Raw genomic sequence first — 26,414 nt, forward strand, 5'->3', positions numbered from 1 at the left:
ATTTCCCGTAATTGTATTTTATGAGATAATATATGTAAATTGAAGCATAGGGATAAAAGGATAAATTATGTTTGACATTGAAGAAGAATTAAAAAAGCTGCCTCACCAACCTGGAGTTTACATAATGCATAATAAGCACGATGATATAATCTACGTTGGTAAGGCAATTAGTTTAAGAAACAGAGTGCGTCAGTACTTTAGAACAAGTACAAAAAAAAGTAGTAAGATAGAGCAAATGGTTAAGAATATTAGTCGCTTTGAATATATAGTGACTGATTCTGAATTAGAGGCTCTTATTTTAGAGTGCAATCTTATAAAGAAACATCGCCCTAAGTATAATACAATGCTTAAGGATGATAAGAGTTATCCTTTTATAAAAGTAACCGTTGAAGAAGATTTTCCTAGAGTTTTATTTTCAAGAAGAATGGGGAAGGATAAGAGCAGATACTTTGGCCCATTCACCAGTGCGGGGGCAATTAAAGATACTATTGAACTCGCTGCTGGAATATTTAAAGTAAGAACATGCAATAAAAAAATATATGATACAAAAGCTGATTTTGAAAAATATCTTTTGAATATTGATGATGAAAAAACATTCCCAGGGAAAAACAATTCTAATGACAGGGCTTGTTTAAATTATCATATTGGAAGATGTGAAGCACCATGTGTTGGTAAGATATCAAAAGAAGAATATGCTAAAAATGTTAATAGATTAATAGATTTTCTTTCAGGTAATCAGGCACCAATTCTTAAAGAATTAGAAGATAAGATGCTTGCAGCTTCAGCAAATATGGAGTTTGAGGATGCAGTTAAATATAGAGATTTAATTAATAGCATTAATCATATAAAGGAACATCAAAAGATTACAAGTCATAGTTTTGATGATAGAGATGTTATAGCATGTGCAACTGCAGGTGATGAAGCTGTTGTACAGGTATTTTTCATAAGAGATGGAAAACTTATTGGTAGAGAGCATTTCTTCTTAAATATTTTAAATATCATAAATGATGAATATATGGAAGATGAAAATCAGAATGCTGATAAATCTGAAAATAATGAAAACGAGAATAATGAAAAAACTGATAGTAATGATGATTTAACAAGTGAAAATATCATCAAGAAACAAAAGATTATTACAAGTTTCATAAAGCAATACTATGGTGGTACTCCATATATTCCTAGGGAACTACATGTTCAGTATGATGTTTATGATAAAGAAGTTCTTGAAAGCTGGTTAAAAGGTTTATCAGGTTTCAAGGTTTCTATTGTTACACCTAAAAAAGGTGATAAGGAAAAAATGATTGAACTTGCATTTAAGAATGCAACTATGGTTCTTACAAAGGATAGGGATAAACTTGTTCGTGAACAGAAACGTACAGTTGATGCGGTTACAAATATTTCTGATATACTTAACATAGATTATGCAAAACGAATTGAGGCATATGATATTTCTAATACAAGTGGCTATGAATCAGTAGGTTCAATGATTGTATTTGAAGATGGAAAGCCAAAGAAAAATGCATATAGAAAGTTTAAGATAAAATGGGTTAAGGGAGCAAATGACTACAAATCCCTTGAAGAAGTTCTAACTAGAAGATTTGAACATGGCTTAAAGGAAAGAGCTGAACTTGATGAAAAAGGTATGGATTATGAGAATGGTAGTTTTTCTAGATTCCCAGATCTTATTATGATGGATGGTGGTTTAGGTCAGGTAAATATAGCACTTGGAGTCATGAAGAAACTTGGGCTTAACATTCCAATATCAGGTATGGTAAAAGATGATCATCATTCAACAAGAGGTCTTATATATGAAGGCAAAGAAATACCACTTAAAAAATCATCAGAAGAATTTAAATTAATAACAAGAATTCAGGACGAAGCTCATAGATTTGCTATTGAATTTCATAAGAGCCTTCGTGGCAAAAAGCAGGTACATTCAATACTTGATGACATAAAAGGCATTGGTCCATCACGTCGTAAAGCTTTGATGCGTCGATTTGGAGATATTGATGGTATACGAGCAGCATCTATTGATGAACTAAAATCCGTTGATGGCATAACCGAAACCATCGCTGAAGAAGTCTATAATTTTTTTAGATAGTGAAATAAATACGCGTCCAGCAAATTCTATATTTTCTAGATGGGACCGTTGCGGGTCTCTACACTTAGTGAGAAAACTGTGTTTTATTAGCAATTGACTTTATCTGCATAACGCGAAGCGTTATGGTATAAATGAAAAAGATGGGATAATTGAAGGTTTACATTCAGATTTATCCCAGCTTTTTTATTTGTAGTATAATACTTGTATTATACAGATAAAGGAAATTGATAATGATAAAAAACACTGTTTTCGAACTTAGTGTGGCTAGGGGGAGCCCGCACCGTGCGAGAGCTGAGTCTTAGATAGACAATATAAATTTGCTGGGCGCGTATGGATTTACTAAATAAAATCAATATACTTTGACATGAATGTTGGTTATGTACTATAATATAAGGTGGTTTTGTGTGATTTAAAATTGGGGTATTGTAGGAAGGAGAGTTGGTATGAGTATTAGACTTTCAAAAGTAATTGATAATTATAATTTAAAAGAATGGATTCCAGAGATTGATGCAGATAAGGTTGATGTTACAATTCCAGAAATCAATAGACCTGCATTACAGCTTGCGGGATTCTTTGATCACTTTGAAAAAGATAGATTACAGCTTATTGGTAATGTAGAGAATGCTTACCTTAATAGCGTTGATGTAGAAAGAAGAAAGAATATTTATCAGCAGCTTATGAGTAGTGGAATTCCATGTCTTATAATTTGCCAGAATATTGAACCTGATAAGTATCTTCTTGAAACTGCTAAACAGTATGGTATTCCAATTTTATCATCAGAGAAAGAAACAAGTAAGTTTAGTAATGAACTTACTAGATGGCTTAATGTAGAACTTGCACCATGTGTTTCAATACACGGCGTTTTAGTAGACGTTTATGGTGAAGGTGTTTTGATTATGGGTGAAAGTGGTATTGGTAAGAGTGAAACAGCCCTTGAACTTATAAAGAGAGGTCATCGTTTAGTTACTGATGATGTGGTAGAAATCAGAAGAGTAAGTGATGAAACTTTAATCGGTACAGCTCCTGATATTACAAGACACTTTATTGAACTTAGAGGTATTGGTATTATCGATGTTAAAACACTTTTCGGTGTTGAATCTGTTAAAGAAACACAGGAAATCGATATGGTAATTAAACTTGAAGAGTGGGATAGAGAAAAAGAATATGACAGATTTGGACTTGAAGATAATTATATCGAGTTTTTAGGTAATAAGGTTGTATGCCATTCAATTCCAATCAGACCAGGTAGAAATATAGCGATTATCGTTGAATCCGCAGCTGTTAACCATAGACAGAAACTTATGGGTTATAATGCGGCTCAGGAATTATATAATCGTGTTACAAAGAATTTGATTAATAACTCGCCGGATAATGGTAAATAATAAACGGTGTTATTATATAAACGGGCAGAGAAATAAAACAAAGGAAGGCGAATAGCATGGATAAATATTTATTTGGTATTGACGTAGGCGGAACAACAGTAAAGGTTGGTTTCTTTAAAGAAGATGGTATTCTTCTTGATAAGTGGGAAATTCCAACACGTAAGGAAAATAATGGTGAATTTATTTTAAGTGATGTTGCTCAGTCTATTGAGAATAAAATAGAGAGTCAGGGTATATCAAAAGGACAGATTATAGGTTATGGCTGTGGTATACCAGGTCCTGTTACTGATGATGGCAGAGTTTTAGGCTGTGTTAATTTAGGATGGGGCGAGTTTAACATAGAGGAAAGAATGGCAGAAGTATTTGAATGCTCTAATGTTAAAGCAGCAAATGACGCTAATGTTGCAGCACTTGGTGAAAACTGGGTAGGTGGCGGAAAGGGCTTATCTAGTATGGTTATGATTACACTTGGTACTGGCGTAGGCGGTGGCGTTATTATAAATAATAAAATTGTAGCAGGTTTTAATGGAGCAGCTGGAGAAATCGGACATGCTCAGGTTAAGGACGATGAAACAGATTATTGTAACTGTGGAAAGGCTGGATGTCTTGAACAGTATGCTTCAGCAACAGGAGTTGTTAAGGAAGCTAAGAGAATCCTTTCTAGTTCAACAGAAGATTCAAAGCTTAGAAGCATTGAAACACTTACAGCGAAAGATGTTTTCGATGCAGCTAAAGAAGGTGATAAACTTGCTAATGAAGTAGTTGCTATATTAGGAAAGTATCTTGGTAAGGTTATGGCGCATGTTTCATGTGTTGTTGATCCAGAAGCATTCTTAATTGGTGGTGGCGTAAGTAAGGCAGGTTCAATCCTTATTGATGCAGTAGAAGATGTATATAAGAAAGAAGCGTTTAGAGCAAGTCGAGACGCTAAGATTTTACTTGCTTCACTTGGTAATGATGCTGGTATGTATGGTGCAGCAGCATTAGTTTGCGATAAGAAGAATAACTAATAAAATAATTATTAGATATATTAATAGGTTTATTATGTATAATAATGATTTTAAAAACAAACTTTTAAATATATGTGATAATGTAAAGTTTGATGAACCCATGCATAAGCATACTACCTTTAGAATAGGTGGAAATGCAGACTTTTACGTAAGTGTTAGTTCTGAAAAAGAAATAACAGAAGTGATAAAGTTATGTAAACTGGAAAACGTAAGATTTTACATTATAGGAAATGGTAGTAATCTTTTGGTGAAAGATGAAGGCTTTAGAGGAGTTATCATTGAAATCGGAAATGGATATGCTGATATTGAAGAGATTGATGATGAAACATTTGCTGCTAAGGGCGGAATACTTTTATCAAGAATTGCTGCATATGCATTAGAACATGAACTCAGTGGATTTGAACCATTAAGCGGAATTCCTGGAACTCTTGGCGGGGCAGTTGTTATGAATGCAGGTGCATACGGTGGAGAGATAAAGGATGTGGTTACTGAAGTATATGTTTTAGATTGTGATGGAAATAAGAAAACAATAAGTAATAAGGATATGGAGTTTGGCTATAGAACTAGTCTTGCTACAAAGGAGAGCCTTATTATTTTAGGAGCAAAAATTAAACTTAAAAAGGGTAATAGGGATGAAATCAAGGTTCTTATGAGTGACTTTAATGGAAGAAGACGAGACAAGCAGCCTTTGGAATTTCCAAGTGCAGGTAGTACTTTTAAAAGACCTGAAGGTTATTTTGCAGGAAAACTTATTGAAGATAGTAATCTGAAGGGGTACACCGTTGGTGGAGCTCAGGTTTCGGAAAAACATAGTGGTTTTGTGATTAACATTGGCAATGCCACATGTGAAGATGTTTTAAAATTAATATCTGATGTACAAAAGAAAGTATATGAAGATAGTGGTGTTGAATTAGAAAGAGAAGTTAAAATATTAGAATAAAGATTGAGTTAGAAAGACTCTTTTTAATGACTTTAGGATAATGATTAACAAACTTTTTGATTAAGTATGATTTTCATACTAGGAGAAATAGAGGTGAAACATGAGATTTGTAATTGTTACTGGAATGTCAGGAGCAGGGAAAAGTAGCGCATTAAAAATATTGGAAGATTTTGGTTTCTTCTGTGTTGATAATTTGCCTATAAAACTAATTGATACATTTGCAGATTTGACATTCAATCCTACTAGTGATCTTGAAAAAGTTGCTATGGGAATTGATATCAGAAGTGGTGAAATGCTTGCAAAACTCACAGATTCACTTGATATACTTAATGAAAAGAAACAGGATTATGAGATTTTATTCCTTGAAGCGAATGACAATGTCTTATTGAAAAGATACAAGGAATCTAGAAGAAAGCATCCGCTTTCAAAGTATGGAAATGTTGAGGATGGCATTAGAAAGGAAAGAGAGAAACTCGCATTTTTAAAGAAAAGAGCAGATTACATTATTGATACGAGTAACATACTAGTTAGAGATTTACGTGGTGAACTTGATAAGATATTTATTGATAATGGCTTATTTAAAAATTTATATGTGAGAATTATTTCCTTTGGATATAAGCATGGTATTCCTCAGGATGCAGATCTTGTTTTTGATGTAAGATTTATGCCAAATCCTTATTATATTGATGAACTTAAGAATAAGACTGGTGAGGATGAGGCGGTGCAGGAATACGTTATGAATTCGGAAGCTGCACAAGAATTTTTATGTAAACTAAAAGATATGGTTAATTTCCTTATTCCAAACTATATTAGTGAAGGTAGAAATCAGCTTGTTATTGCAATTGGATGTACAGGTGGACATCATAGATCAGTTACAATAGCGAACAAACTATACGAAGAACTTAAGAAAAACGAAGAGTATGGAATAAAGAAAGAACATAGAGATATAGCTAGATAGTAAATTATTTACGTGAATATTTGGAGAATAATATGTCATTTTCTGGGAAAGTAAAGGATGAATTGTCGAGAGTTAATGTAGGTAAGTTGCATTGTGTTGATGCAGAACTACTTGCAATCATGACAATGTGTGGGAGTATACATATCTCTCAAAATGATAGATATAGCATAAAAGTACAGACTGAAAATATTGATGTTGCTAGAAGAATAAGTATTCTTTTAAGTAAGAGGTTTAAAAGTAAACCAGAAATTCTAGTAAGAAACATAGGAAATAAAGGTCAAAAATTATATATATTAGTTGTTACTGATAGCAAGATAGCATATGAGATAACTCAGATGATTGAGAAGGCAGATGTTAGTAAAACGTGCTGTGAAAGGGCGTATATTAGAGGTGTATTTTTGGCATCTGGCTCAATAAGTAATCCGGAAAACTCAAATCATTTGGAAATAGTGTGCAATTCTGATGAAAAATGTCAAAAAATACAGCATATTTTACAAAAATTTGATATTGGCACAAAAAAGGTTGCAAGAAGTAGACGTTTTGTGGTATATATCAAAGAGGGTTCTTTGATAGTTGATACGTTAAATGTCATGGGTGCCCATAAAGCCCTTATGGAATTTGAAAATGTACGAATTATTAAAGATATGAGAAATAATTTAAATCGTAAGGTTAATTGTGAAACAGCTAACATTACGAAGGTTGTAAAGAGTGCAATGAGGCAGATTGATGATATAAACTTAATTAAGGCTAGGAAAGGACTTGATAGTTTATCGCCTCAGTTAAAGGAAATGGCCGAAGTAAGGCTACAGTATCCTGATGCATCTTTAGTGGAACTAGGGGGATTGCTTAATAAACCTATTGGTAAGTCAGGAGTAAATCACAGACTTAGGAAATTGAGCGAACTAGCAGATGAAATCAGATAGCTAATAAGGAGGATATTATGGTATCAAAAGACATTTCTGTAAATATCGGTTCAGGTAATGATGTTGGACCAGTTGCAGAACTTATTCAGGTAGCAAGTCAGTTTAAAAGCGTTATCTATGTAATTAGTGACAACAAGCATGTAAACGCAAAAAGTTTAATGGGGATGATGACATTAGGAGTATCTAAAGGACAGCAGGTTTGTGTAACATGCGAAGGGGAAGACGAGGAAGAAGCTTTATCGCAGATTGAAGATTTCCTTAGCAAAGAGAATTAATATAAAATATACAAAACACCTCTTTTAGTTTGAGAGGTGTTTTATTTTTTGTAAGGAGGCCGTATATGGCATTTACGCATTTACATGTACATACGCAGTACAGTATACTTGATGGTTCTAATAAGATAAAAGAACTTGTCAAAAAAACAAAAGAATTAGGTATGGATAGTATTGCAATAACAGATCATGGTGTTATGTATGGTGTAATTGAATTCTATAAAGCTTGTAGAGCAGAAGGTATCAAGCCAATTATAGGATGTGAAGTTTATGTTGCGCCAGGAAGTAGATTTGATAAAGAGTTAAAAAAGGAAGATGATAAGTACTATCATCTTATTTTGCTTGCAGAGAATAACATCGGTTATGAAAATTTATCAAAGATAGTATCAATTGGATTTATAGATGGATTTTACTATAAACCAAGAGTGGATATGGAAACTCTAGAAAAATACCATGAGGGATTAATATGTACAAGTGCGTGTCTTGCAGGTGAGGTTTCAAGGAATCTTGCAAGGGGAGATTATGAGTCTGGAAAAGAAGCGGCTCTTAGATATGAAAAGATATTTGGTAAGGGTAATTTCTTTTTGGAATTACAAGACCACGGTATACCTGAACAGCAACTTGTTAATTCAAATATGCTAAGACTTTCTGAGGAAACAGGTATTGAACTTATATGTACGAATGATGCACATTACCTTACAGCTGAGGATGCAAAGGCTCATGATATCTTACTTTGTATTCAGACAGGTAAAAAGGTAAGTGATGAAGATAGAATGAAATATGAAGGCGGACAGTATTACTTAAAGAGTGAGGAAGAGATGAGAGCGCTTTTCCCATATGCACTTTCCGCTGTGGAGAATACAAAGAAAATTGCAGATAGATGTGATGTTGAAATAGAATTTGGTGTTTCTAAATTACCAAAATATGATACACCAAAAGAGTATACGTCACTATCTTATCTTGAATATTTATGTAAACTAGGACTTGAGAAAAGATATACACCTGAAGTCCTTGAAAAACTACATTTAACAAAGGAAGATGTAGAGAACAGATTAAAGTATGAAATTGATACTATCAATAGCATGGGATTTGTTGATTACTTCCTTATAATCTGGGATTTTATTAATTATGCAAAGGAACATGACATACCAGTTGGACCTGGAAGAGGTTCGGCAGCAGGTAGTGTTGTTTCATATTGTTTATTTATAACGGATATTGATCCTATTAAGTATAGTCTTATTTTTGAAAGATTTTTAAATCCTGAACGTGTAACCATGCCCGATGTGGATATTGACTTCTGTGTTGATAGACGAGCAGAGGTTATAGATTATGTAACCCAAAAATATGGAAGAGAAAAGGTATCTCAGATTATTACTTTTAATACTATGGCAGCAAGAGGTGTTATAAGGGATGTTGGACGAGTGCTAGAGATTCCTCTCACAAGAGTTAATCAGATCGCAAAGCTTGTTCCATCAGCTCCTAAGATGACCATAGATTTGGCACTTAAAGAAAATCCTGAATTTAGGGAAGTGTATGAAAGTGACAGAGAAACTAAAGAATACATTGATATGTGTAAGAGACTTGAAGGATTACAGCGAAGTGTAGGTATTCATCCTGCAGGCGTAGTTATTTGTAATGCACCTGTTATGGACTATGTTCCATTATCAAGAGGAGCTGAAGGTAATATTACTACACAGTTTGAAGCAGTAACCATTGAATCGTTAGGTCTACTTAAGATGGACTTCTTAGCTCTTAGAAACTTAACAGTTATTAAGCATGCACTTGATTTAATATATAAAACTACAGGAAAAAAGATCGATATTTCAAAGATTGATTTAGATGATAGCAAGGTTCTCGATATGATTGGTCAGGGCAAGTGTGATGGTGTGTTCCAGCTTGAAAGTTCTGGTATGAAGAGTTTCATGAAGGAACTTAAGCCTAATAGCTTTGAAGATATAGTTGCCGGTATTTCACTTTACAGACCAGGCCCTATGGATTTTATTCCAAAGTATCTTGCAGGTAAAAATGACCCTGAACACATATCCTATGAATGTGAACAGTTAGTTCCTATTTTGAAACCAACCTATGGTTGTATAGTTTATCAGGAACAGGTTATGCAGATTGTTAGAGATCTTGGTGGATTTTCACTTGGAAGGTCTGATAATCTTCGTAGAGCCATGTCTAAGAAAAAAGTTGATGTCATGCAGTCTGAGAGAACAGCATTTGTTGAAGGCTGTTTAAAGAATGGTATTGATGAGAAAGTAGCAAATACAATCTATGATTCTATGATTGACTTTGCAAAGTATGCGTTTAATAAATCTCATGCAGCTGCTTATGCGGTTGTTTCAATGAGAACAGCATTCCTTAAATACTATTACCCAGTTGAATATATGGCAGCACTTCTTACATCAGTAATGGGTGAAACTACAAAGGTTTCTGATTATATATATGAATGTAGAGATATGGGAGTAAATGTACTTCCACCAGATATTAATGCTGGTGAAAGTGGATTCTCTGTTAAGGATGGAAACATTATATATGGTCTTTCTGCAATTAAGGGAATCGGAATAAACGTAATTGACAGAATCGTTGAGGAGCGTGAGGAAAGTGGTCCATATAAAGATATGGATGATTTCGCTCAACGTCTATACGATAAAGGTGTTAATAAAAAGATTATTGAAAATTTAATTAAGGCAGGAGCATTTGATTCGTTTGCTGCTAATAGAAATCAGATGCTTATTGCATTTCCAGTTGTTTTTGATAATAAGGCTTCAGAAAAGAAGAAAACCATAGCAGGTCAGATGAGCCTTTTTGATATGGGTGATGAAGAAATAAAGGAAAGTATAAAGACACCACTTCCACCAGTTCCTGAACTTGATAAGGAAGAATTATTATCATATGAAAAGGAAGTATTAGGAATATATGTAAGTGGTCATCCACTTGAAAATTATACTGATCTTTTAAAGAAAAATGTAAAGAATAGTACAAAGGATTTCATTAGAGAAGTTGTTAGAGATGCTGAAGGTAATGAAATTTCAAGTGAATGTAAGGTTAATGATGGCGATTTCACGGTTATAGGTGGAATTCTTAATGACGTTAAAACTAAGACAACTAAGAATAATACTATAATGGCATTTGCTGATTTAGAGGATTTATATGGTAGTATTGAAGTTATTATTTTCCCTAATAGTTATATGCCGAACAGAGAGAATTTAGTTGAAGGTGAAAAGGTTTTAATAGAAGGTCGAATTCAGTTTGAGGATGAGGATACTGCAAGAGTAATCGCATCAAATATTATGAACTTTAATCAGGTGCCTAAGAAAATCTGGTTAAGGTTTAAGGATAATGAACATTATAATAGTCTTAAAACTGAAATGGAAGATTTGTTGAAAACAAGTGATGGTAACGACAGGGTTGTTATATATAAAGAAAAAGAAAAGGAAAAATTCATGCTTCCTGTAAGATACCTTGTAGATGTTAATAAGGATCTAGTTGAGGAATTTGAAGCAATCCTTGGAGAGAAAAACGTTGCCGTTACATATGAAAAAGCTTATTTTAAGCATGGAAGAAGTAGGTAATAGAATGGAAATAATTACATCCGAAACAAATAAGGACATAAAAAAGATAATAGGGTTACTAGAAAAATCAAAGAACAGAAGGAAGGAAGATTCCTATGTTGTTGAAGGACTTAAGATGGTTTTTGAAATTCCTAAAGAGGATATACGAGAGGTTTATATTTCAAAAACTTGTTATGAAAACATTGCAAGTGGAAATGTAGATAAAAAAATCGTTGATGTTAAGTCGTTTAATAAGGAAGGTGAATTTGAATTAGGATTTTCTTATAAGGTTATTTCGGATGCTTTATTTAAAAAGATTAGTGATACCGTAACGCCACAGGGTATTTTAGCTATTGTAAAAAGAAAACATTATAAACTTAATGATATTTTAAATAGAAAAGTTAAGAAGGATGGATTACCAGATAAGCAAGTAATAATGATTCTCGATGATTTAAGGGATCCAGGAAATTTAGGAACTATAATTAGGACCTGTGAAGCAGCGGGAGTTAGTGGTATAATATTATCAAAGGAAAGTGTTGATATTTACAATCCGAAAGTTGTTAGATCAACAATGGGAGCAATCCTAAGAGTACCTTTTTATGAAAGTGAAGATTTAAAGGAAGACATTAAGAAGATTAAACAGGAAAACTTTAAGTTATATGCTGCTCACTTAGGTGGAAAGAAGTTATATAACGAAGTAAAAAAAGATGGCGCGTATGGGTTTATAATTGGAAACGAAGCGAATGGCATATCGGACGAAGTTGCAGCTTTAGCGGATGAATTGGTTATTATTCCAATGTACGGAAATGTTGAGTCTTTAAATGCCGCAATAGCAGCATCTATATTAATGTTTAGTTAAGGAAATCGTAAGGTTGGCTTGCTTGACATTAAATAGAAGTTTGATATAATTCTAATAATACTTTAAAGAGAGGGGGATCCACTATGAAATTAGAAAAATTGAGTGAAAACTCCATAAGATGTACAATTGACAGAAAAGAATTTGAAACATATAAGATAAAACTTGGTGAAATCATTAATGGTAATGGCAATGCACCGAAATTCTTCAAGGAGATTATTTACAAGGCTCATGAGCAATTTGGTTTTGAACCTAATAATTTTCCTCTTATAATTGAGGCTACTGCTAATATACCTGATAATATTGTGTTTACAATTACTAAGGTTAATACAGAAGAAGAGATGGAAAAGATGAAGAAGATTGTTGCCATGAATCAGAAGAAATTTCAGAATAATCTTTTAAATAACATTCATAATGTTGAAGATATGGATGATTTATTCCAAGAGATTGAAGATTATAAGAATAATGATGCTACTGATGAGGGAGATGAATTTGAGGAATCAGTTATCTTCATGTTCTCTAATGTAGATAATCTTATAACTAGTGCAAAACAAGTTGATGGTATATATAAAGGTGTTAGTGATTTATATGAAATAGAGGGAAATTATGTATTACTTTTAGATGCTGAGTTAGAAGATGCTGAAAGTTATCAGTATTCTTGCGATATTATATCGGAGTATGCAGATGACACATTATTCTCTGATTTAACTCAGAGTATTATACTTGAGCATTTTGAACCAGTAATCGAAGGTGATGCTTTAACACAATTAGCAAAGCTCTAAAATACGTAAAAAGGAACACAAGGAGGATTAAGGGCGTGTATAAGAAATTTATAGTCACACTCGTTGCATTAATAGCAATTGCCTGTACAGTATTGTACATGAAAAAGACAGGATTTAAGATAGCTAGTACAAAAACAGCAAATATCTATGAGGCATTTAACTTAGTTGAAAGCGATGGTTCACATGTTGGTGAAAACGATGAAAATTATGCTGTTGTAATATCGGGTATACTTAGTGACTACAGAGCTCTTTTAAAGAACAATACATATTATGTTAGATATGAAACTATAAGAAATAAGATTACAGATAAGTTTTATTGGGATAGAGAAGAAAACTTCATATTATATACTACACCAACAGCAGTTGTAAAACATGCAATTGGTGGAGCTGGATATGAAGAAGGCGGAAAGTCAGAAAGCTGGGATAATGATATTACTATCCAAGTAAATGATGATTTGTATCTTGATTTAGCATTTGTTTCAAAATATACAGGATTAGATTATCAGGTATTTACTAATCCTAATAGAATATGTATGGTTGGTACTCTTAATCCATTACCATATGCAAAAGTTGAAAAGATTGACAGTATTAGAAATGGAGCAGATGTTTCTGCACATATTTATACAGAAGCTAAAATTGGTGAACAGGTTTTACTTACAGGTATTGAAGAAGGCGATTTTACTGAGGTTATGACAACAGAGGGTATAATTGGTTTCATTAAGAAGAGTTCTCTTTCTGAAAAGACAGAGATTGCTGCTAAGAGTAAGGTTGATTTGCCTGAATATACATCACTTACAAAGGATAAGAAGATTAGTATTGCATGGCATCAGGTTACAGAATCTGCAGCTAATGGCTCTCTTGATGAAGTTGTAAGTAAGGCTAAGGGCCTTAATGTTATTTCTCCAACATGGCTTAGTGTTAAGAATAAAAAAGGTAAACTTAAGAGTATTGCATCAGCCGATTATGTTAAAAAGGCTCATGATAAGGGACTTGAAGTTTGGGTTTTAGTTGATGACTTTATTAAGACTAAAGATGGTACTCATGTTGTCAATGAGGCTATTTCAAAAACAAGTTCAAGACAGAGACTTATTAATAATATAATTAAACAGGTTAAACATTGTAAGGCAGATGGTATAAATGTGGACTTTGAGTACATAAAAGAAGAGTATAGTGATAGCTATATTGAGTTCTTAAGAGAACTATCTGTTAGTTGTAGAAATGATAAACTTGTTCTTTCTGCAGATACCTATGTACCATCTGATTGGTCAAAATACTATAGAAGAGATGCACAGGCAGAAGTATGTGATTATGTTGTAGTAATGGCATACGATGAATTTAATGGTTCAAGTACTGATGCTGGTCCTGTATCTTCAATGAGTTTTGTAGAAAATGGTATTAAGAATACAGTTGAAGAAGTTGGAAGTAAGAATGCATCTAAGATAATTGCTGCACTTCCATTTTATACAAGAGTTTGGACAAAGAAAGCAGCAGAACCAACTGAAGCAAATAATCTTGAAAAAGGACAAAAATATATAGAAGATAAGGTAAATGGTGATTTCATTCTTTCGAGTAAAGCCGTTGGTATGGATACTGCTAAGGAGATGGTTGAACAGGATCCTGATTTATCTAAATCTTTAAAACTTGATGAAAAGACTGGTGTTAATTATGCATTTTATGAAGATGAAGCATCAGGAAAGTCAACTCAGATATGGATGGAAGATATGGATTCATTAACAGCTAAGCTTGAATTAATTGTAAATAACAATATTGGTGGTGCTGCATTCTGGAAACTTTCAATGGAATCAGATGATGTTTGGCAGGTTATAAATGAAAAACTTAGCAAGTAGAGAAGAAAAATTCATGAAAGAAGCTATTAAGCAGGCCAAAAAAGCAGAAGCCTTAAACGAGGTTCCGATAGGTTGCGTAATAGTATATAAAGATAAAATAGTTGCGCGTGGATATAATAGACGTATAACTGATAAAAATACATTATCTCATGCGGAACTTATAGCAATAAAAAAAGCAAGCAAGACGCTAGGTGACTGGCGTCTTGATGACTGTGAAATGTACATTACACTTGAACCATGTCAGATGTGTGCAGGTGCAATAGTACAGGCACGTATAAAAAAAGTATATATGGGAGCTATGAATCCAAAAGCCGGATGCGCAGGCTCTGTCCTAGACTTACTTCACGTTCCAAAATTCAACCATCAAGTTGAAACATATAGTGGAATTTTAGGCGAAGAATGCTCAACTATGCTCTCAGAATATTTTCGATGCTTACGCAAAAAATAGAAATTTCACTTTATCAATACGTAAGCGACTTGCAATTTCTATATTCTCTAGATGGGACCGTTGCGGGTCTCTACACTTAGTGAGAAAGTAGTGTGTTATTAGCAATTGACTTTATCTGCATAACGCGAAGCGTTATGATATAAATGGAAAAGATGGGATAATTGAATGTTTACATTCAGATTTATCCCATCTTTTTTATTTATAGTATAATATTTGTATTATACAGATAAAGGAAATTGGTAATGATAAACACATTGCTTTCGAACTTAGTGTGGCTAGGGGCAGCCCGCACCGTGCGAGAGCTGAGTCCTAGATAGATAATATAAAATTGCAAGTCGCGTTGATATTGACAAAAGGCGGGAAATTTCGTATACTTATGAACGTTGTTGAAAAGTTTATAAAGCTTCCGTGCAGCCGGGGAGTTAGCGGTGCCCTGTACCTGCAAACCGCTCTAGCAGGGGTGATATCTTGCCTCGGGCTAAATCTGTAGGGCTGCCCTAGGAAAGTGGTGTTGACGTGAGGGTCCTTGCGCAACGGAAATCTTCGAATCGTGTCAGGTTGGGAACAAAGCAGCACTAAGGAGAACCTTTCGTGTGATGTGAGATTGCCTTTGCTGAGCTGACTACCTAGGTAACGCTTATGGAGATAGTACAAAGCAAGATGCACGGATTAAAAATATACAAATTATGTAAACTTGTAAAGTGGGTTTTACATAGGAAAAATGTAATGTATAAAAGAGGTTTTTGAAAAATTATTTTTCTAAACCTCTTTTAATATTTTTTACAAAATAACACTAAGATGTGTTATAATAAACAGTGATTGTTTTTATCCGGACAATCATTTTTATCACAATAATAAGTAAACGAGGTAAAGGCAGTGAAAAAAGGATTTGATAACGACAAATATTTAAAAATGCAGTCAGAACACATTAGAGAGCGTATCTCAAAATTTGGGAATAAGCTTTATTTGGAATTTGGTGGAAAACTGTTTGATGATTTTCATGCATCAAGAGTATTACCTGGATTTGAACCTGACTCAAAACTTCAGATGTTATTACAGTTAAAGGATCAGGCTGAAATAGTAATTGTAATTAGCGCAGAAGATATTGAAGATAATAAAATGCGTGGGGATTATGGTATTACTTATGATTCAGATGTATTAAGACTTATAGATGCTTTTCAGTCAGTAGGTTTATATGTTGGTAGTGTTTGCTTAACTAAGTTTAATGAACAGCCATCAGCTGTATTATTCCAAAAGAAACTTGAATCTATTGGAATTAAGTCATATAGACATTACAAGATTCCTGGATATCCAAGTGATGTAAAGTCAATCGTAAGTGACGAAGGTTATGGTAAGAATGACTTTATTCAGACTGAAAGACCACTTGTTGTTATCACAGCACCAGGACCAGGTAGTGGAAAAATGGCAACATGCCTTTCACAGCTTTACCATGAACATAAAAGAGGAGTTAAGGCAGGATATGCTAAATTTGAAACATTCCCTATTTGGAATATTCCACTTAAGCATCCTGTTAACCTTGCATATGAAGCAGCAACAGCTGATCTTCAGGATGTTAACATGATTGACCCATTCCATTTAGAGGCATATGGTGTTACAACTGTTAACTATAATAGAGATATTGAAATTTTCCCTGTAGTTAATGCAATGTTTGAACTTATAGCAGGAGAAAGTCCATATAAGTCACCTACAGACATGGGTGTAAACATGGCTGGTAATTGTATTGTTGATGATGAGGCTTGTTGTATAGCTTCAAAACAGGAGATTATTAGAAGATATTATGCAGCTCTTTGTGAAAAGAAAACAAAGGGTTATACAAAGAATGATATAATGAAACTTGAGTTATTAATGAAGCAGGCAGGAGTTACACCTGATGATAGACCAGTTGTCGTTTCAGCATTAGAGAAAGAAAAGATTACAGATGGAAAGCCAGCTGCTGCAATTGAACTTCCTGATGGAAGAATTGTTACAGGTAAAACAAGTGAATTACTTGGTGCAGCTTCATCAGCTCTTCTTAATGCAATTAAGATGTTAGCTGGCATCGAAGATGAAGTGAAACTTATTTCACCTGATGCAATCGAGCCTATTCAGATGCTTAAGACAAACTATCTTGGAAGTAATAACCCAAGACTTCATACTGATGAAATCTTAACAGCTCTTTCAGCAACAGCAGCTCATAGCGATGTTGCAAGAAAAGCTCTTGAACATTTACCACTTCTTAAAGGTTGTGATGCTCATTCAACAGTTTTACTTTCATCAGTTGATATTCAGATATTCAAAAAACTTGGTATCAATTTAACTTGTGAACCAAAGTATGAAGAGAATGGAAGAGTATTCCATAAACACTAAGATTTAGAATATTAAAGTAATAGTATTTTATAAATTTACTACAAAAAGGCAGGTATGACTATGGCATATTTATCGCTTTATCGTAAATTCAGACCACAGACATTTGCTGATGTTAAAGGTCAGGATCATATAGTTACGACACTTCAAAATCAAATAAAGTCGGGTAGATTTGCTCATGCGTATCTTTTTACTGGTACTAGAGGTACGGGTAAAACCAGTGTGGCTAAGATTTTAGCCAGAGCTGTAAATTGCCAAAATCCTGTGGATGGAAGTCCATGTGGAGAGTGTGAAAGATGTAAGGCAGCACTTGATGGAAGCAGCATTAACATAATTGAAATGGATGCGGCTTCAAACAATGGTGTTGATAATATTAGACAGATTAATGAAGAAGTTAGATATGCACCAACGGATGATAAGTACAAAGTATATATTATTGATGAGGTACATATGCTTTCAACAGGTGCGTTTAATGCACTTCTAAAAACGTTAGAAGAACCACCTGAATATGTTATTTTCATTCTAGCTACAACAGAAGTTCATAAGATTCCAATTACAATTATGTCAAGATGTCAGAGATATGATTTTAAGCATATTAGTCTTGATGTTATATATAACAGACTAAAGGAACTTATGGATGCGGAAGGTATTAATGCTGAGGAAAAGGCCTTAAGATATATTGCAAAAGCAGCTGATGGATCAATGAGAGATGCATTAAGTCTTCTAGATAGATGTATAGCATTTTATCTTGGTGAAGATTTAACTTATGAAAACGTCTTAGAGGTTTTAGGCGCAGTTGATACAGAAGTGTTTGAAAGACTTTTGTGTGCTATTGTTGATGAGGATGTTTCAGGTAGTTTAAATGTCATCGAAGAGATGGTACAGGCAGGAAGAGATTTATCTCAGTTTACGTCTGATTTCATATGGTATATGAGAAATCTTTTATTAGTTAAGGTTTCTGATAATATGTCTTCGATAGTTGATATGTCTGATGAAAAATTATCTCAGATGGCAAATGATGCAAAACTTTTCGATGAAGCAATAATAATGAGATACATAAAAGTTTTATCAGAAACACTTGCGTCAATGAAATTTCAAAGTAGTAAGCGTGTTCTTTTAGAAATTGCAATTATAAAGATTATTAAACCTAGCATGGAAAAGGATGTTACATCACTTCTTAATCGTATTGAAAATATGGAAAAGAAACTTGAAAGAGGCGAGTATGTAGCTACTTCTGGTGAAAAGCCTGCAGGTGGTAGTGAAGAATCTAATGATGCTGAAAAAGAAGAAAAACTAAAAGGTAAGCTTGAAATGCCGGTTCCAGAGGATTTACAATATATCGTTGATAATTGGCAGAAAGTTACGGCTTCTAAGAATATTACAGGACTTCATAGAGTTCTTATAGATAAAACAAAGAAATATTTTGATAAGAATGGAACCTTGGTTCTTGCAATTAAGGAAGGATCAACATCTTATGATATGTTAGCAAATGCTGGCGAAGATAAAATATTAGAAGAGGCACTTGCTAAAAATACTGGAAAAGAAATTCATGTTTCCATTATCATGGAGACTGATGTATATAATAAAAGTGAAGATTATGGGTCGATTAATCCCTTTAATATTGATTTAGAGGAAGAAGACTAATAAAGAAATGGAGGAATTAGATATGTCAAAGAGAAATGCAGGATATGGTGGCGGTATGCCAACTAACATGAGTGGTCTTATGAAACAGGCTCAGAAGATGCAGAAGCAGATGATGGAAGCACAGGAGCAGATGGCTAACTCAGAATATACAGCTAAAGCAGGCGGTGGCGCTGTTGAAGTTACAGTTACAGGACTTAAGGAAGTTAAGTCAATTAAAATCGATAAGGAAGTAGTAGATCCAGATGATGTTGAAATGTTAGAAGATTTAATTATGGCAGCTATGAATGAAGCTATTAAGATGACTGATGATGCTTCATCAGCTCAGGCTTCTAAATTCTCAGGATATTTAGATGGCATTGATGGATTATCAGGATTATTTGGTAAATAAGAGTGGAATATTATAGCAATTATATATCAAAATTAATTGAACAATTAACAAACTTGCCTGGTATTGGTTCAAAGTCTGCAGGAAGACTTGCGTATTACATATTAAACATGAATGTGGAAGATGTGAATTTGCTCGCTGATACGATTAAAGAAGCAAGAGCGAATGTCAGATATTGTAAGGAGTGCTTCACTTTATCAGATAGTGAGGTTTGTCCAATATGCGCTAATCCAAATAGAAATCACAAAGTGATTATGGTTGTAGAGAACACAAGAGACTTAGCAGCGTATGAAAAAACAGGTAAGTTTGATGGCGTATATCATGTTTTACATGGTGCTATTTCACCTATGGCAGGTGTATTTGCTGAAGATATAAAATTAAAAGAGTTAATAGTCAGACTTGAAAAAGATGTAGATGAAGTTATCATTGCAACCAACTCAAGTGTGGAAGGTGAAACAACTGCTATGTACATTAGTAAGTTACTTAAACCTACGGGCATTAAGATAAGCAGAATAGCTAGTGGTGTACCTGTAGGTGGTGATCTTGAAAATATTGATGAAGTAACATTGCTTAGAGCCTTAGAAGGCAGAACTGAGTTATAATATATTATCTGAGTATATTAGTTAACAGGCTGAATAAATAGTTTATATTTAAACCTATTAATATTTCTGGATAAGATGATATATAGAATGAGGAGACTTAGAATGGGTAGTTCTAAGAAGAATATTCTTGAAATTAATAATTTAAAAACATATTTTGATACAGACAAAGGTATACTTAAGGCAGTTGATGGAATTGATTTAACAGTGCCTTTAGGTAAGACTGTTTGTTTAGTAGGTGAATCAGGGTGCGGTAAATCAGTGACCGCACTTTCTATTATGGGTCTTCTTGATAAAAAGAAAGGTCGCATAGCTGATGGTAAAATAAAACTTTATACCAAAAAGGGTGAAGTTTATATCGATGAAGCTAAGGAATCTGTAATGAGAGAACTTAGAAGACGCGATATTTCCATGATTTTTCAGGAACCTATGACGAGTTTAAATCCAGTTTATACTATTGGACATCAATTAGATGAAGCGGTTAGATTGTATGAACAAGAAAGAGCTGAGATTAGTTCTTCTCAAGTTAAGGAAAAGACTATTGATTTGCTGACAAAGGTAAAAATTGATGATCCATTAAGAGTATATGACATGTATCCACATGAAATATCTGGTGGTATGAGACAGAGAGTTATTATAGCAATGGCTCTTGCTTCAAAGCCAAGACTTATTATAGCGGATGAACCTACAACAGCCCTAGATGTTACGGTACAGGCTCAAATTTTAGAACTTCTTAATGATCTTAAGGATGATGAGAAAAGCAGTATTCTTATGATTACGCATGATTTGGGTGTGGTATCAAGAATGGCTGATTATATTTATGTTATGTACTGTGGCAGGATTGTTGAGTGGGGAAGCGCGAAGGAGATTTTTAAAAATCCAAAGCACCCTTATACAAAGAGCCTATTAAGATCAAAACCTGACATAAAAAATCCAAGAGGAAGTCTTTATAATATAAAGGGAAATGTTCCGAGTCCGATAGATATGGAAGATGCCTGTTATTTTAAGGATAGATGTGAATATAGATGTGATAAGTGTGATGGAAATTATCCTGAAAAAGTTATGCTAAATGAAGATCATTATGCATATTGTAGGAATATAAATGATGAGGTTTTAGTTGATAATAATAAACGTGTTTTTTCAGAGCATGAATCAGATGAAGTGATTTTAGATGTTAGAAATTTGAGCAAGTCTTTTGAGGTTAAAAAGAGTATCTTTAGTTTAAAAAAGTCTTATGTTAAGGCTGTTAAAAATGTTAGTTTTTCAGTAAAGAAGGGTGAAACCCTTGGACTTGTAGGTGAGTCAGGTTGTGGAAAAACTACGGTAGGTAAGTGTGTTTTAAGACTTTATCAAAACATTACTCATGGTAAAATTGTATTTGCTGGTGAGGATGTTTATGAAATGCGTGAAGAAAAATTAAGAGATTTTAGAACCAAGGCTCAGATGATATTCCAGGATCCATATTCAAGTTTATCGCCTAGAATGAAAGTTTTGGACATAATTAAGGAAGGCGTGTTAGAACATAAAATTGTTCCAAAAGAAGAGGCTGATGAGTATGTTTATGGAATAATGGAAGAGTGTGGTTTAAGAAGAGAACTTGCTGATAGATATCCAAAGGATTTTTCTGGTGGACAAAGACAAAGGATTTGTATTGCAAGGGCATTGGCAGTTAAACCAGATTTTATCGTGTGTGATGAACCTGTATCGGCTCTTGATGTTTCAGTTCAGGCACAGATTATAAATTTACTTAAGAAAATACAAAAGGAAAGAGGTATTTCTTTATTGTTTATTTCGCATGATTTATCCGTTGTTGAGCATATAAGTGACTGGGTCATGGTTATGTATAAGGGTAAGGTTGTGGAATACGAAAGAAAGGAAGAAATCTTTAAGAATCCTAAAAAAGAATATACAAAGAAATTATTGGCATCTGTTCCAACAATATATTGGGGCTGATGCCTTATTTTTTCCTTTTTTACGCTCTAAATGTTGAATAGATTTAGGTATTATGGTAAAATTATTCTGTGTTTTTGCGTACATAAATGACATAATTGTTGAGGTGGATAGTTTTGGATAAATACGAGTATGGTATTAAATCAGACCAAATAAAAAAGATGGTTGCAAAAAAAGATTATAAGGTTGCCGCTAAGATAGCAGACACCATAGATTGGAGTAAGGTTAAGAGTAATTCAATGCTTATAACTGTAGCTGATGCATATGAGGCAAACAGACAGTATGATAAGGCAAAGCAGGTTTTACTTTGTGCTTATGAACGTACTCCTATGGGAAGACAATTAGCGTACAGACTATCAGTTTTATCCATTAAACTAAAGGATTATATTGATGCAGAGGATTTTTATAGAGACTTTGTAGATATGGCACCTCATGACAATGCTCAGTATATCTTAAAGTATAAGATTGAAAAGGGTAAAGGAAAGGATGTAAATTCATTAATCCCAATTCTTGAAGCATTTAATCGTGAAGAGATGGATGAAAGATGGGGATATGAATTAGCAAAACTTTATCATGAAGCAGGAGACATTGAAAGTTGTGTAGCGCAATGTGATGAAATTAGTTTATGGTTTAATGAAGGCGAATATGTTGATAAAGCCATGGAACTAAAGAAGATGTATAAGCCACTTACAAGAGGTCAGCAGGAGAGATATGATAGACGATTTGATCGTTTTGGATATGGAGACATATACGGTGATGAAGGTCGTGGATATATTGATGAAAAAGCTGACTATGCTGAAGATGGATATTATACAAATAATGATTATTATGAAAACGAAGTAGCATACCCAGCTGATAATGCATACCAGAACGGACAGTATTATCAGGATGGTTTGATGGATGAATATGCTACTAAGCGAATAGGTGATATAAGACATGCCATTAATAATGGTTATGATCAAAGCGAAGATTATTATCAGGCTCAGCCAGAATATAGCGAGCAGGTAGATTATGGCACAGATTTTGCTTATGATAATAATCAGGTTAATGGAAACATACCAGAATATTCTCAGAATCAGCCTTTTGCTTATGAAGATATGAGAATCATGCATGACTCATATGATGAAGATAAGATGCAAAGAGAACTTGCAAGAAATCTTGAAGAAGTAATGAATGATGATGATAGTCAGATCCAGGGACAGATGCATCTTGATTTCGCATCATATACTGATGAGGAAAAAGACATTAATCAGCTTACAGGACAGTTATCTTTAGAGGAAGTATTAAGAGATTTAGAGTCTAGAGGAATTTTAGCTTCTAGTACAGTTGATGCTACTGTTAAAACTATGGATAACGCTGAGGCGGCTGTTGAGGAAGCTGCTGCTGAGAGTGCATTTGTTGCAGCTCAATCCATAGCTGAAGAAGAGATAGCAAAAGCTGCTGCAGAATTTGAAAATGATGCTATTAGTTCTATGGCTGAAGAAACTACTGAAGGAGTAGATGTAAGTGAAGTATCTGTAGATGAAGAGGATACGGATGTTTCAGCATTTGCTAAAGAGACAGTAGAAGATAATAATCCTTTGGTTGATGATGACGGATTTATAGATGATTATGAAGAATCAGAGAGTTTTGCCAAGAAGAAAGCAAAACCTGTAGAAGATATTAAACCTGAGAAAGATCATAAGGAAACAAATATTAAAACAGGTGGAATTCACTTTGGAGTTAATGTTCCAGGTGTGAATGCTTTAGGTTCAGCACCAAGTCTTGGTGTACCTAATCCAACTGTGTATGTGCCAAGAATGAATATTGATGATATCAAGAAAAAGAATGAGGCACCAAAAGTTGAGCCACCTAAGGTTGAGGTTCCAAAGGTTGAAATACCAAAAGTTGAAATAACAGAAAGTGATAGCCTTGCTAAAACTGCTGATTTAAGTGCAACAAGAGTTATTCCTGATATTTCAAATATTAATAATATTTCTAAACCAGGTGATTTGGTTATTGAAAAGAACAGTGATAGCAAGCCTGATTTAGATGCTGAAAAAGATAGTAAGTTAGAAAGAACTAATTATATAATTGATAATATTCCTGAAATTGACATGACAGAGGAGATTCTTACAGGTATGTCTGAAGTTGTTGTTTCAAAGGATATTATTAGTGAAACAGCTGACTTGAACAGAGTTAAGGAAACTTTAGCTAAACTTGAGGAAGAAAAAGCTGAGGCTGCAAGAGAAGCAGCTGAGAATAAACTTGCAGGAGTTGCTGAAGAAGAAAAAGATATTTCTGAAGAAGAAAAGTCAGTTGAAGAGGCAGTGACTACTGCTGAAGAACCAGCAAGCCCAGTGGATAAAATCGAGGTTGAAAAACCTGAAACTGAAGCTTTAGTTGGAGTTATGACAATCGATAAAAAGACTGGACTTATCACAGTTGTAAATGATAAGCCAGCAGAAGATACAAATCCTTTAGATGATATTATTAAACCGGTAACTGAGGAAGCAACTCCTGTGGAGGATGCTAAACCAGTAACTGAGGAAGTTGCTCCTGTGGAGGATATTAAGCCTGTAGAGAATGTTAAATCATTAGGGGATACCAAACCAATAGAGGTTATTAAATCTGTAAATGATGTTGAGAGAGAGATTCCTGAAAAGAATGAAGAAGTAAAAGAAGATGATTTAGAAGATGAATCTTCAGTGGCTAGTATTTTAGCAGGTGAAACATTAATAGATGAAGCAATGGATGGAGAGCCTGTTGAACTTAATGATTTTACAGAAGAAAAAGAAGAACCTAAGAGAGGATTTATTTCTCGCTTTAGCAGATTATTTGCTTTAAATATTTCTGAAAGTCTTGATGAAAATGAAAAAGACGAAGATGATGGCTTTGTTGATGATTATGAAGATGATTTCGAAATGAAGGCAAAATCCAAAGCGGATGAAGAAGTTGAAGAGGAATTTGATGAAGTTAAAGAAATAAATACAGAAGAAACTAAAGAAGATACACAAGAAACAATTAAACCAGAAGTGGTTAGTTCATTTGCAAGACCTGAAGAAGATAAGGTTGAAGCAGAGGAAGAACCTGAAGTTGATAGTGTATCTGAATATTCTAAATCCGAAGAACAGGCCTTAGATGAACTTGAAGATGAAGAAGGATTAGAAGATCTTAAAGCTCTTGATGGTGAAGAAGAAAAAGGCATGGCTTTATCAGATGTTGTTGATCCTAAGGTTAATACAATTGCTGATAAAAAGGCAAAGGAAGTTGAAGAGGATTTTGCAAAGGAATTTGCTGCAGGACTTGCTATGGCAGCGGCAGCAGGAGATATTAAACTTACAGGAACTAAGATTGATGACACAGCGGAAATTAATCTTAATGAAGATGATATTAATAAGGCTATTGAAAACAAGAAAGTTAATGATAAGCCTTTAGATACAGTTGAGGATAGAGTTTTCCATGATGAACAGAGTCCAACAGATTTGAATGATGATGAAATAGAAAGACAAATTGAGGAAGCTGATGAAGAAGTGGATGATTCAAATCCATATGAAAGTGCTTCTTTTGATGAAGAACAGCATGGAAAAGAAAGAACTATTAAGAAGGGTGGCCTTGAGGAACAGTATGAAGGATTCCTTTCAAAGGAAGAAGAAGATTTATTCTCTAACTTTGTAAATGTGGCTGGTCTTCAGAATAAGATAGTAAAGACTATTATTAATTTGACAGAGGATTATGTTAGTGATGGTGCATCAACTGCAGGTAATATCGTTGTTATGGGTGATGAAAAGTCAGGTAAGACAACACTTGCAATTGATATTTTAAAAACTGTTAATAAGAGACGTGAGCGCATTGGTAGAAAGATTGCCAAGGTTAATGCGCAGGTTTTCAATAAGAAGGGTATTTCACAGTATATGCAGAAGCTTATAGGTAGTGATCTTATTATTGAAAATGCAGGTCTTCTTAATGAATATGCAATTGAAGAACTTATTGATTCAATGCAGTACTATACTGATGATATGATTGTAGTCTTAGAGGATGAAGGTGATTCACTTAATAGGATCCTTGATGATTATCCAGATCTTGATCAGATGTTTGATAATCAGATTGTTGTAAAAGACTATGATATTAATGAGTGGGTTAAGTATGCTAAGGATTATGCAAAACAGAATAATTATGTTGTTGATGATTTAGGTACCCTTGCTCTTTATGCTAGAATTGATGATGAGTATGGTATTAGAAATGGCTTATCAGAAGAAGATATCGAAGACATTATGGATTCGGTTATGAGAAAGGCTTCTCATAAGTTAATGCGTAAGGTATTTGGCAAAAACAAAAATGACGGATTTAATGTACTTAAAGAAGCTGATTTTTATTAAATGGTGATTATATAGGATTTAGTTCTATAAAAACAATA

The 26,414-nt window shown here is 33.9% G+C and carries 18 protein-coding genes and 1 other RNA gene; all 19 read left to right on the top strand.

The genetic code is table 11. The features are described from left to right. Window positions 1-67 precede the first annotated feature (67 nt). Complete coding sequence (gene uvrC, locus B5D16_RS04835) at window positions 68-2,101, top strand: excinuclease ABC subunit UvrC (RefSeq protein WP_078765846.1); 2,034 nt, start codon at window positions 68-70, stop codon at window positions 2,099-2,101. Window positions 2,102-2,544: 443 nt separating this feature from the next. Then, the gene (gene hprK / locus B5D16_RS04840) at window positions 2,545-3,483 is read left to right on the top strand and encodes an HPr(Ser) kinase/phosphatase (RefSeq protein WP_078765847.1); all 939 of its coding nucleotides are present in this window, start codon (window positions 2,545-2,547) and stop codon (window positions 3,481-3,483) included. Between the two features lie 56 nt (window positions 3,484-3,539). Next, the gene (locus tag B5D16_RS04845; protein WP_078765848.1) at window positions 3,540-4,493 is read left to right on the top strand and encodes an ROK family glucokinase; all 954 of its coding nucleotides are present in this window, start codon (window positions 3,540-3,542) and stop codon (window positions 4,491-4,493) included. A 34-nt stretch (window positions 4,494-4,527) separates the two neighbouring features. Beyond that, window positions 4,528-5,433: a UDP-N-acetylmuramate dehydrogenase gene (gene murB, locus B5D16_RS04850; RefSeq protein WP_078765849.1), complete on the top strand. Its 906-nt coding sequence runs from the start codon at window positions 4,528-4,530 to the stop codon at window positions 5,431-5,433. Between the two features lie 100 nt (window positions 5,434-5,533). Next, window positions 5,534-6,391, top strand: coding sequence for an RNase adapter RapZ (gene rapZ / locus B5D16_RS04855; protein WP_078765850.1), 858 nt, complete (start codon window positions 5,534-5,536; stop codon window positions 6,389-6,391). Window positions 6,392-6,423: 32 nt separating this feature from the next. Then, window positions 6,424-7,314: a DNA-binding protein WhiA gene (gene whiA / locus B5D16_RS04860; RefSeq protein ID WP_078765851.1), complete on the top strand. Its 891-nt coding sequence runs from the start codon at window positions 6,424-6,426 to the stop codon at window positions 7,312-7,314. Window positions 7,315-7,331: 17 nt separating this feature from the next. Continuing rightward, a complete protein-coding gene (locus tag B5D16_RS04865; protein WP_078765852.1) occupies window positions 7,332-7,589 on the top strand; it encodes an HPr family phosphocarrier protein in 258 nt (85 codons plus the stop codon). A gap of 65 nt (window positions 7,590-7,654) precedes the next feature. Next, on the top strand, window positions 7,655-11,164 hold the full coding sequence (locus tag B5D16_RS04870; RefSeq protein WP_078765853.1) for a DNA polymerase III subunit alpha: 3,510 nt from the start codon (window positions 7,655-7,657) through the stop codon (window positions 11,162-11,164). Then, window positions 11,127-12,002 carry a TrmH family RNA methyltransferase gene (locus B5D16_RS04875; RefSeq protein ID WP_341465190.1) on the top strand — a complete coding sequence of 292 codons (876 nt, stop codon included), beginning with the start codon at window positions 11,127-11,129 and terminating at the stop codon, window positions 12,000-12,002. Before B5D16_RS04870 ends, B5D16_RS04875 begins: the two co-directional genes overlap by 38 nt. A gap of 83 nt (window positions 12,003-12,085) precedes the next feature. Beyond that, complete coding sequence (locus B5D16_RS04880) at window positions 12,086-12,781, top strand: adaptor protein MecA (RefSeq protein ID WP_078765854.1); 696 nt, start codon at window positions 12,086-12,088, stop codon at window positions 12,779-12,781. A 35-nt stretch (window positions 12,782-12,816) separates the two neighbouring features. Next, window positions 12,817-14,628, top strand: coding sequence for a glycosyl hydrolase family 18 protein (locus tag B5D16_RS04885; RefSeq protein ID WP_078765855.1), 1,812 nt, complete (start codon window positions 12,817-12,819; stop codon window positions 14,626-14,628). Next, complete coding sequence (gene tadA / locus B5D16_RS04890) at window positions 14,609-15,076, top strand: tRNA adenosine(34) deaminase TadA (RefSeq protein ID WP_078765856.1); 468 nt, start codon at window positions 14,609-14,611, stop codon at window positions 15,074-15,076. The genes B5D16_RS04885 and tadA overlap by 20 nt, the downstream gene beginning before the upstream one ends. 406 nt (window positions 15,077-15,482) lie before the next feature. Then, window positions 15,483-15,744, top strand: an RNA gene (gene ffs, locus B5D16_RS04895) — signal recognition particle sRNA large type. A gap of 208 nt (window positions 15,745-15,952) precedes the next feature. Then, a complete protein-coding gene (locus B5D16_RS04900; RefSeq protein WP_078765857.1) occupies window positions 15,953-17,443 on the top strand; it encodes a DUF1846 domain-containing protein in 1,491 nt (496 codons plus the stop codon). A 60-nt stretch (window positions 17,444-17,503) separates the two neighbouring features. Then, on the top strand, window positions 17,504-19,084 hold the full coding sequence (gene dnaX, locus B5D16_RS04905) for a DNA polymerase III subunit gamma/tau (RefSeq protein ID WP_078765858.1): 1,581 nt from the start codon (window positions 17,504-17,506) through the stop codon (window positions 19,082-19,084). 22 nt (window positions 19,085-19,106) lie between these two features. Further along, window positions 19,107-19,472, top strand: coding sequence for a YbaB/EbfC family nucleoid-associated protein (locus B5D16_RS04910; protein ID WP_078765859.1), 366 nt, complete (start codon window positions 19,107-19,109; stop codon window positions 19,470-19,472). A 2-nt stretch (window positions 19,473-19,474) separates the two neighbouring features. Then, window positions 19,475-20,071: a recombination mediator RecR gene (gene recR, locus B5D16_RS04915; protein ID WP_078765860.1), complete on the top strand. Its 597-nt coding sequence runs from the start codon at window positions 19,475-19,477 to the stop codon at window positions 20,069-20,071. A 102-nt stretch (window positions 20,072-20,173) separates the two neighbouring features. Then, a complete protein-coding gene (locus tag B5D16_RS04920; protein ID WP_159444280.1) occupies window positions 20,174-22,021 on the top strand; it encodes an ABC transporter ATP-binding protein in 1,848 nt (615 codons plus the stop codon). Window positions 22,022-22,134: 113 nt separating this feature from the next. Then, the gene (locus B5D16_RS04925) at window positions 22,135-26,376 is read left to right on the top strand and encodes a tetratricopeptide repeat protein (protein WP_078765862.1); all 4,242 of its coding nucleotides are present in this window, start codon (window positions 22,135-22,137) and stop codon (window positions 26,374-26,376) included. Window positions 26,377-26,414 lie beyond the last annotated feature (38 nt).

Source organism: Eubacterium uniforme (assembly GCF_900167115.1).
Taxonomy (GTDB): domain Bacteria; phylum Bacillota; class Clostridia; order Lachnospirales; family Lachnospiraceae; genus Eubacterium_S; species Eubacterium_S uniforme.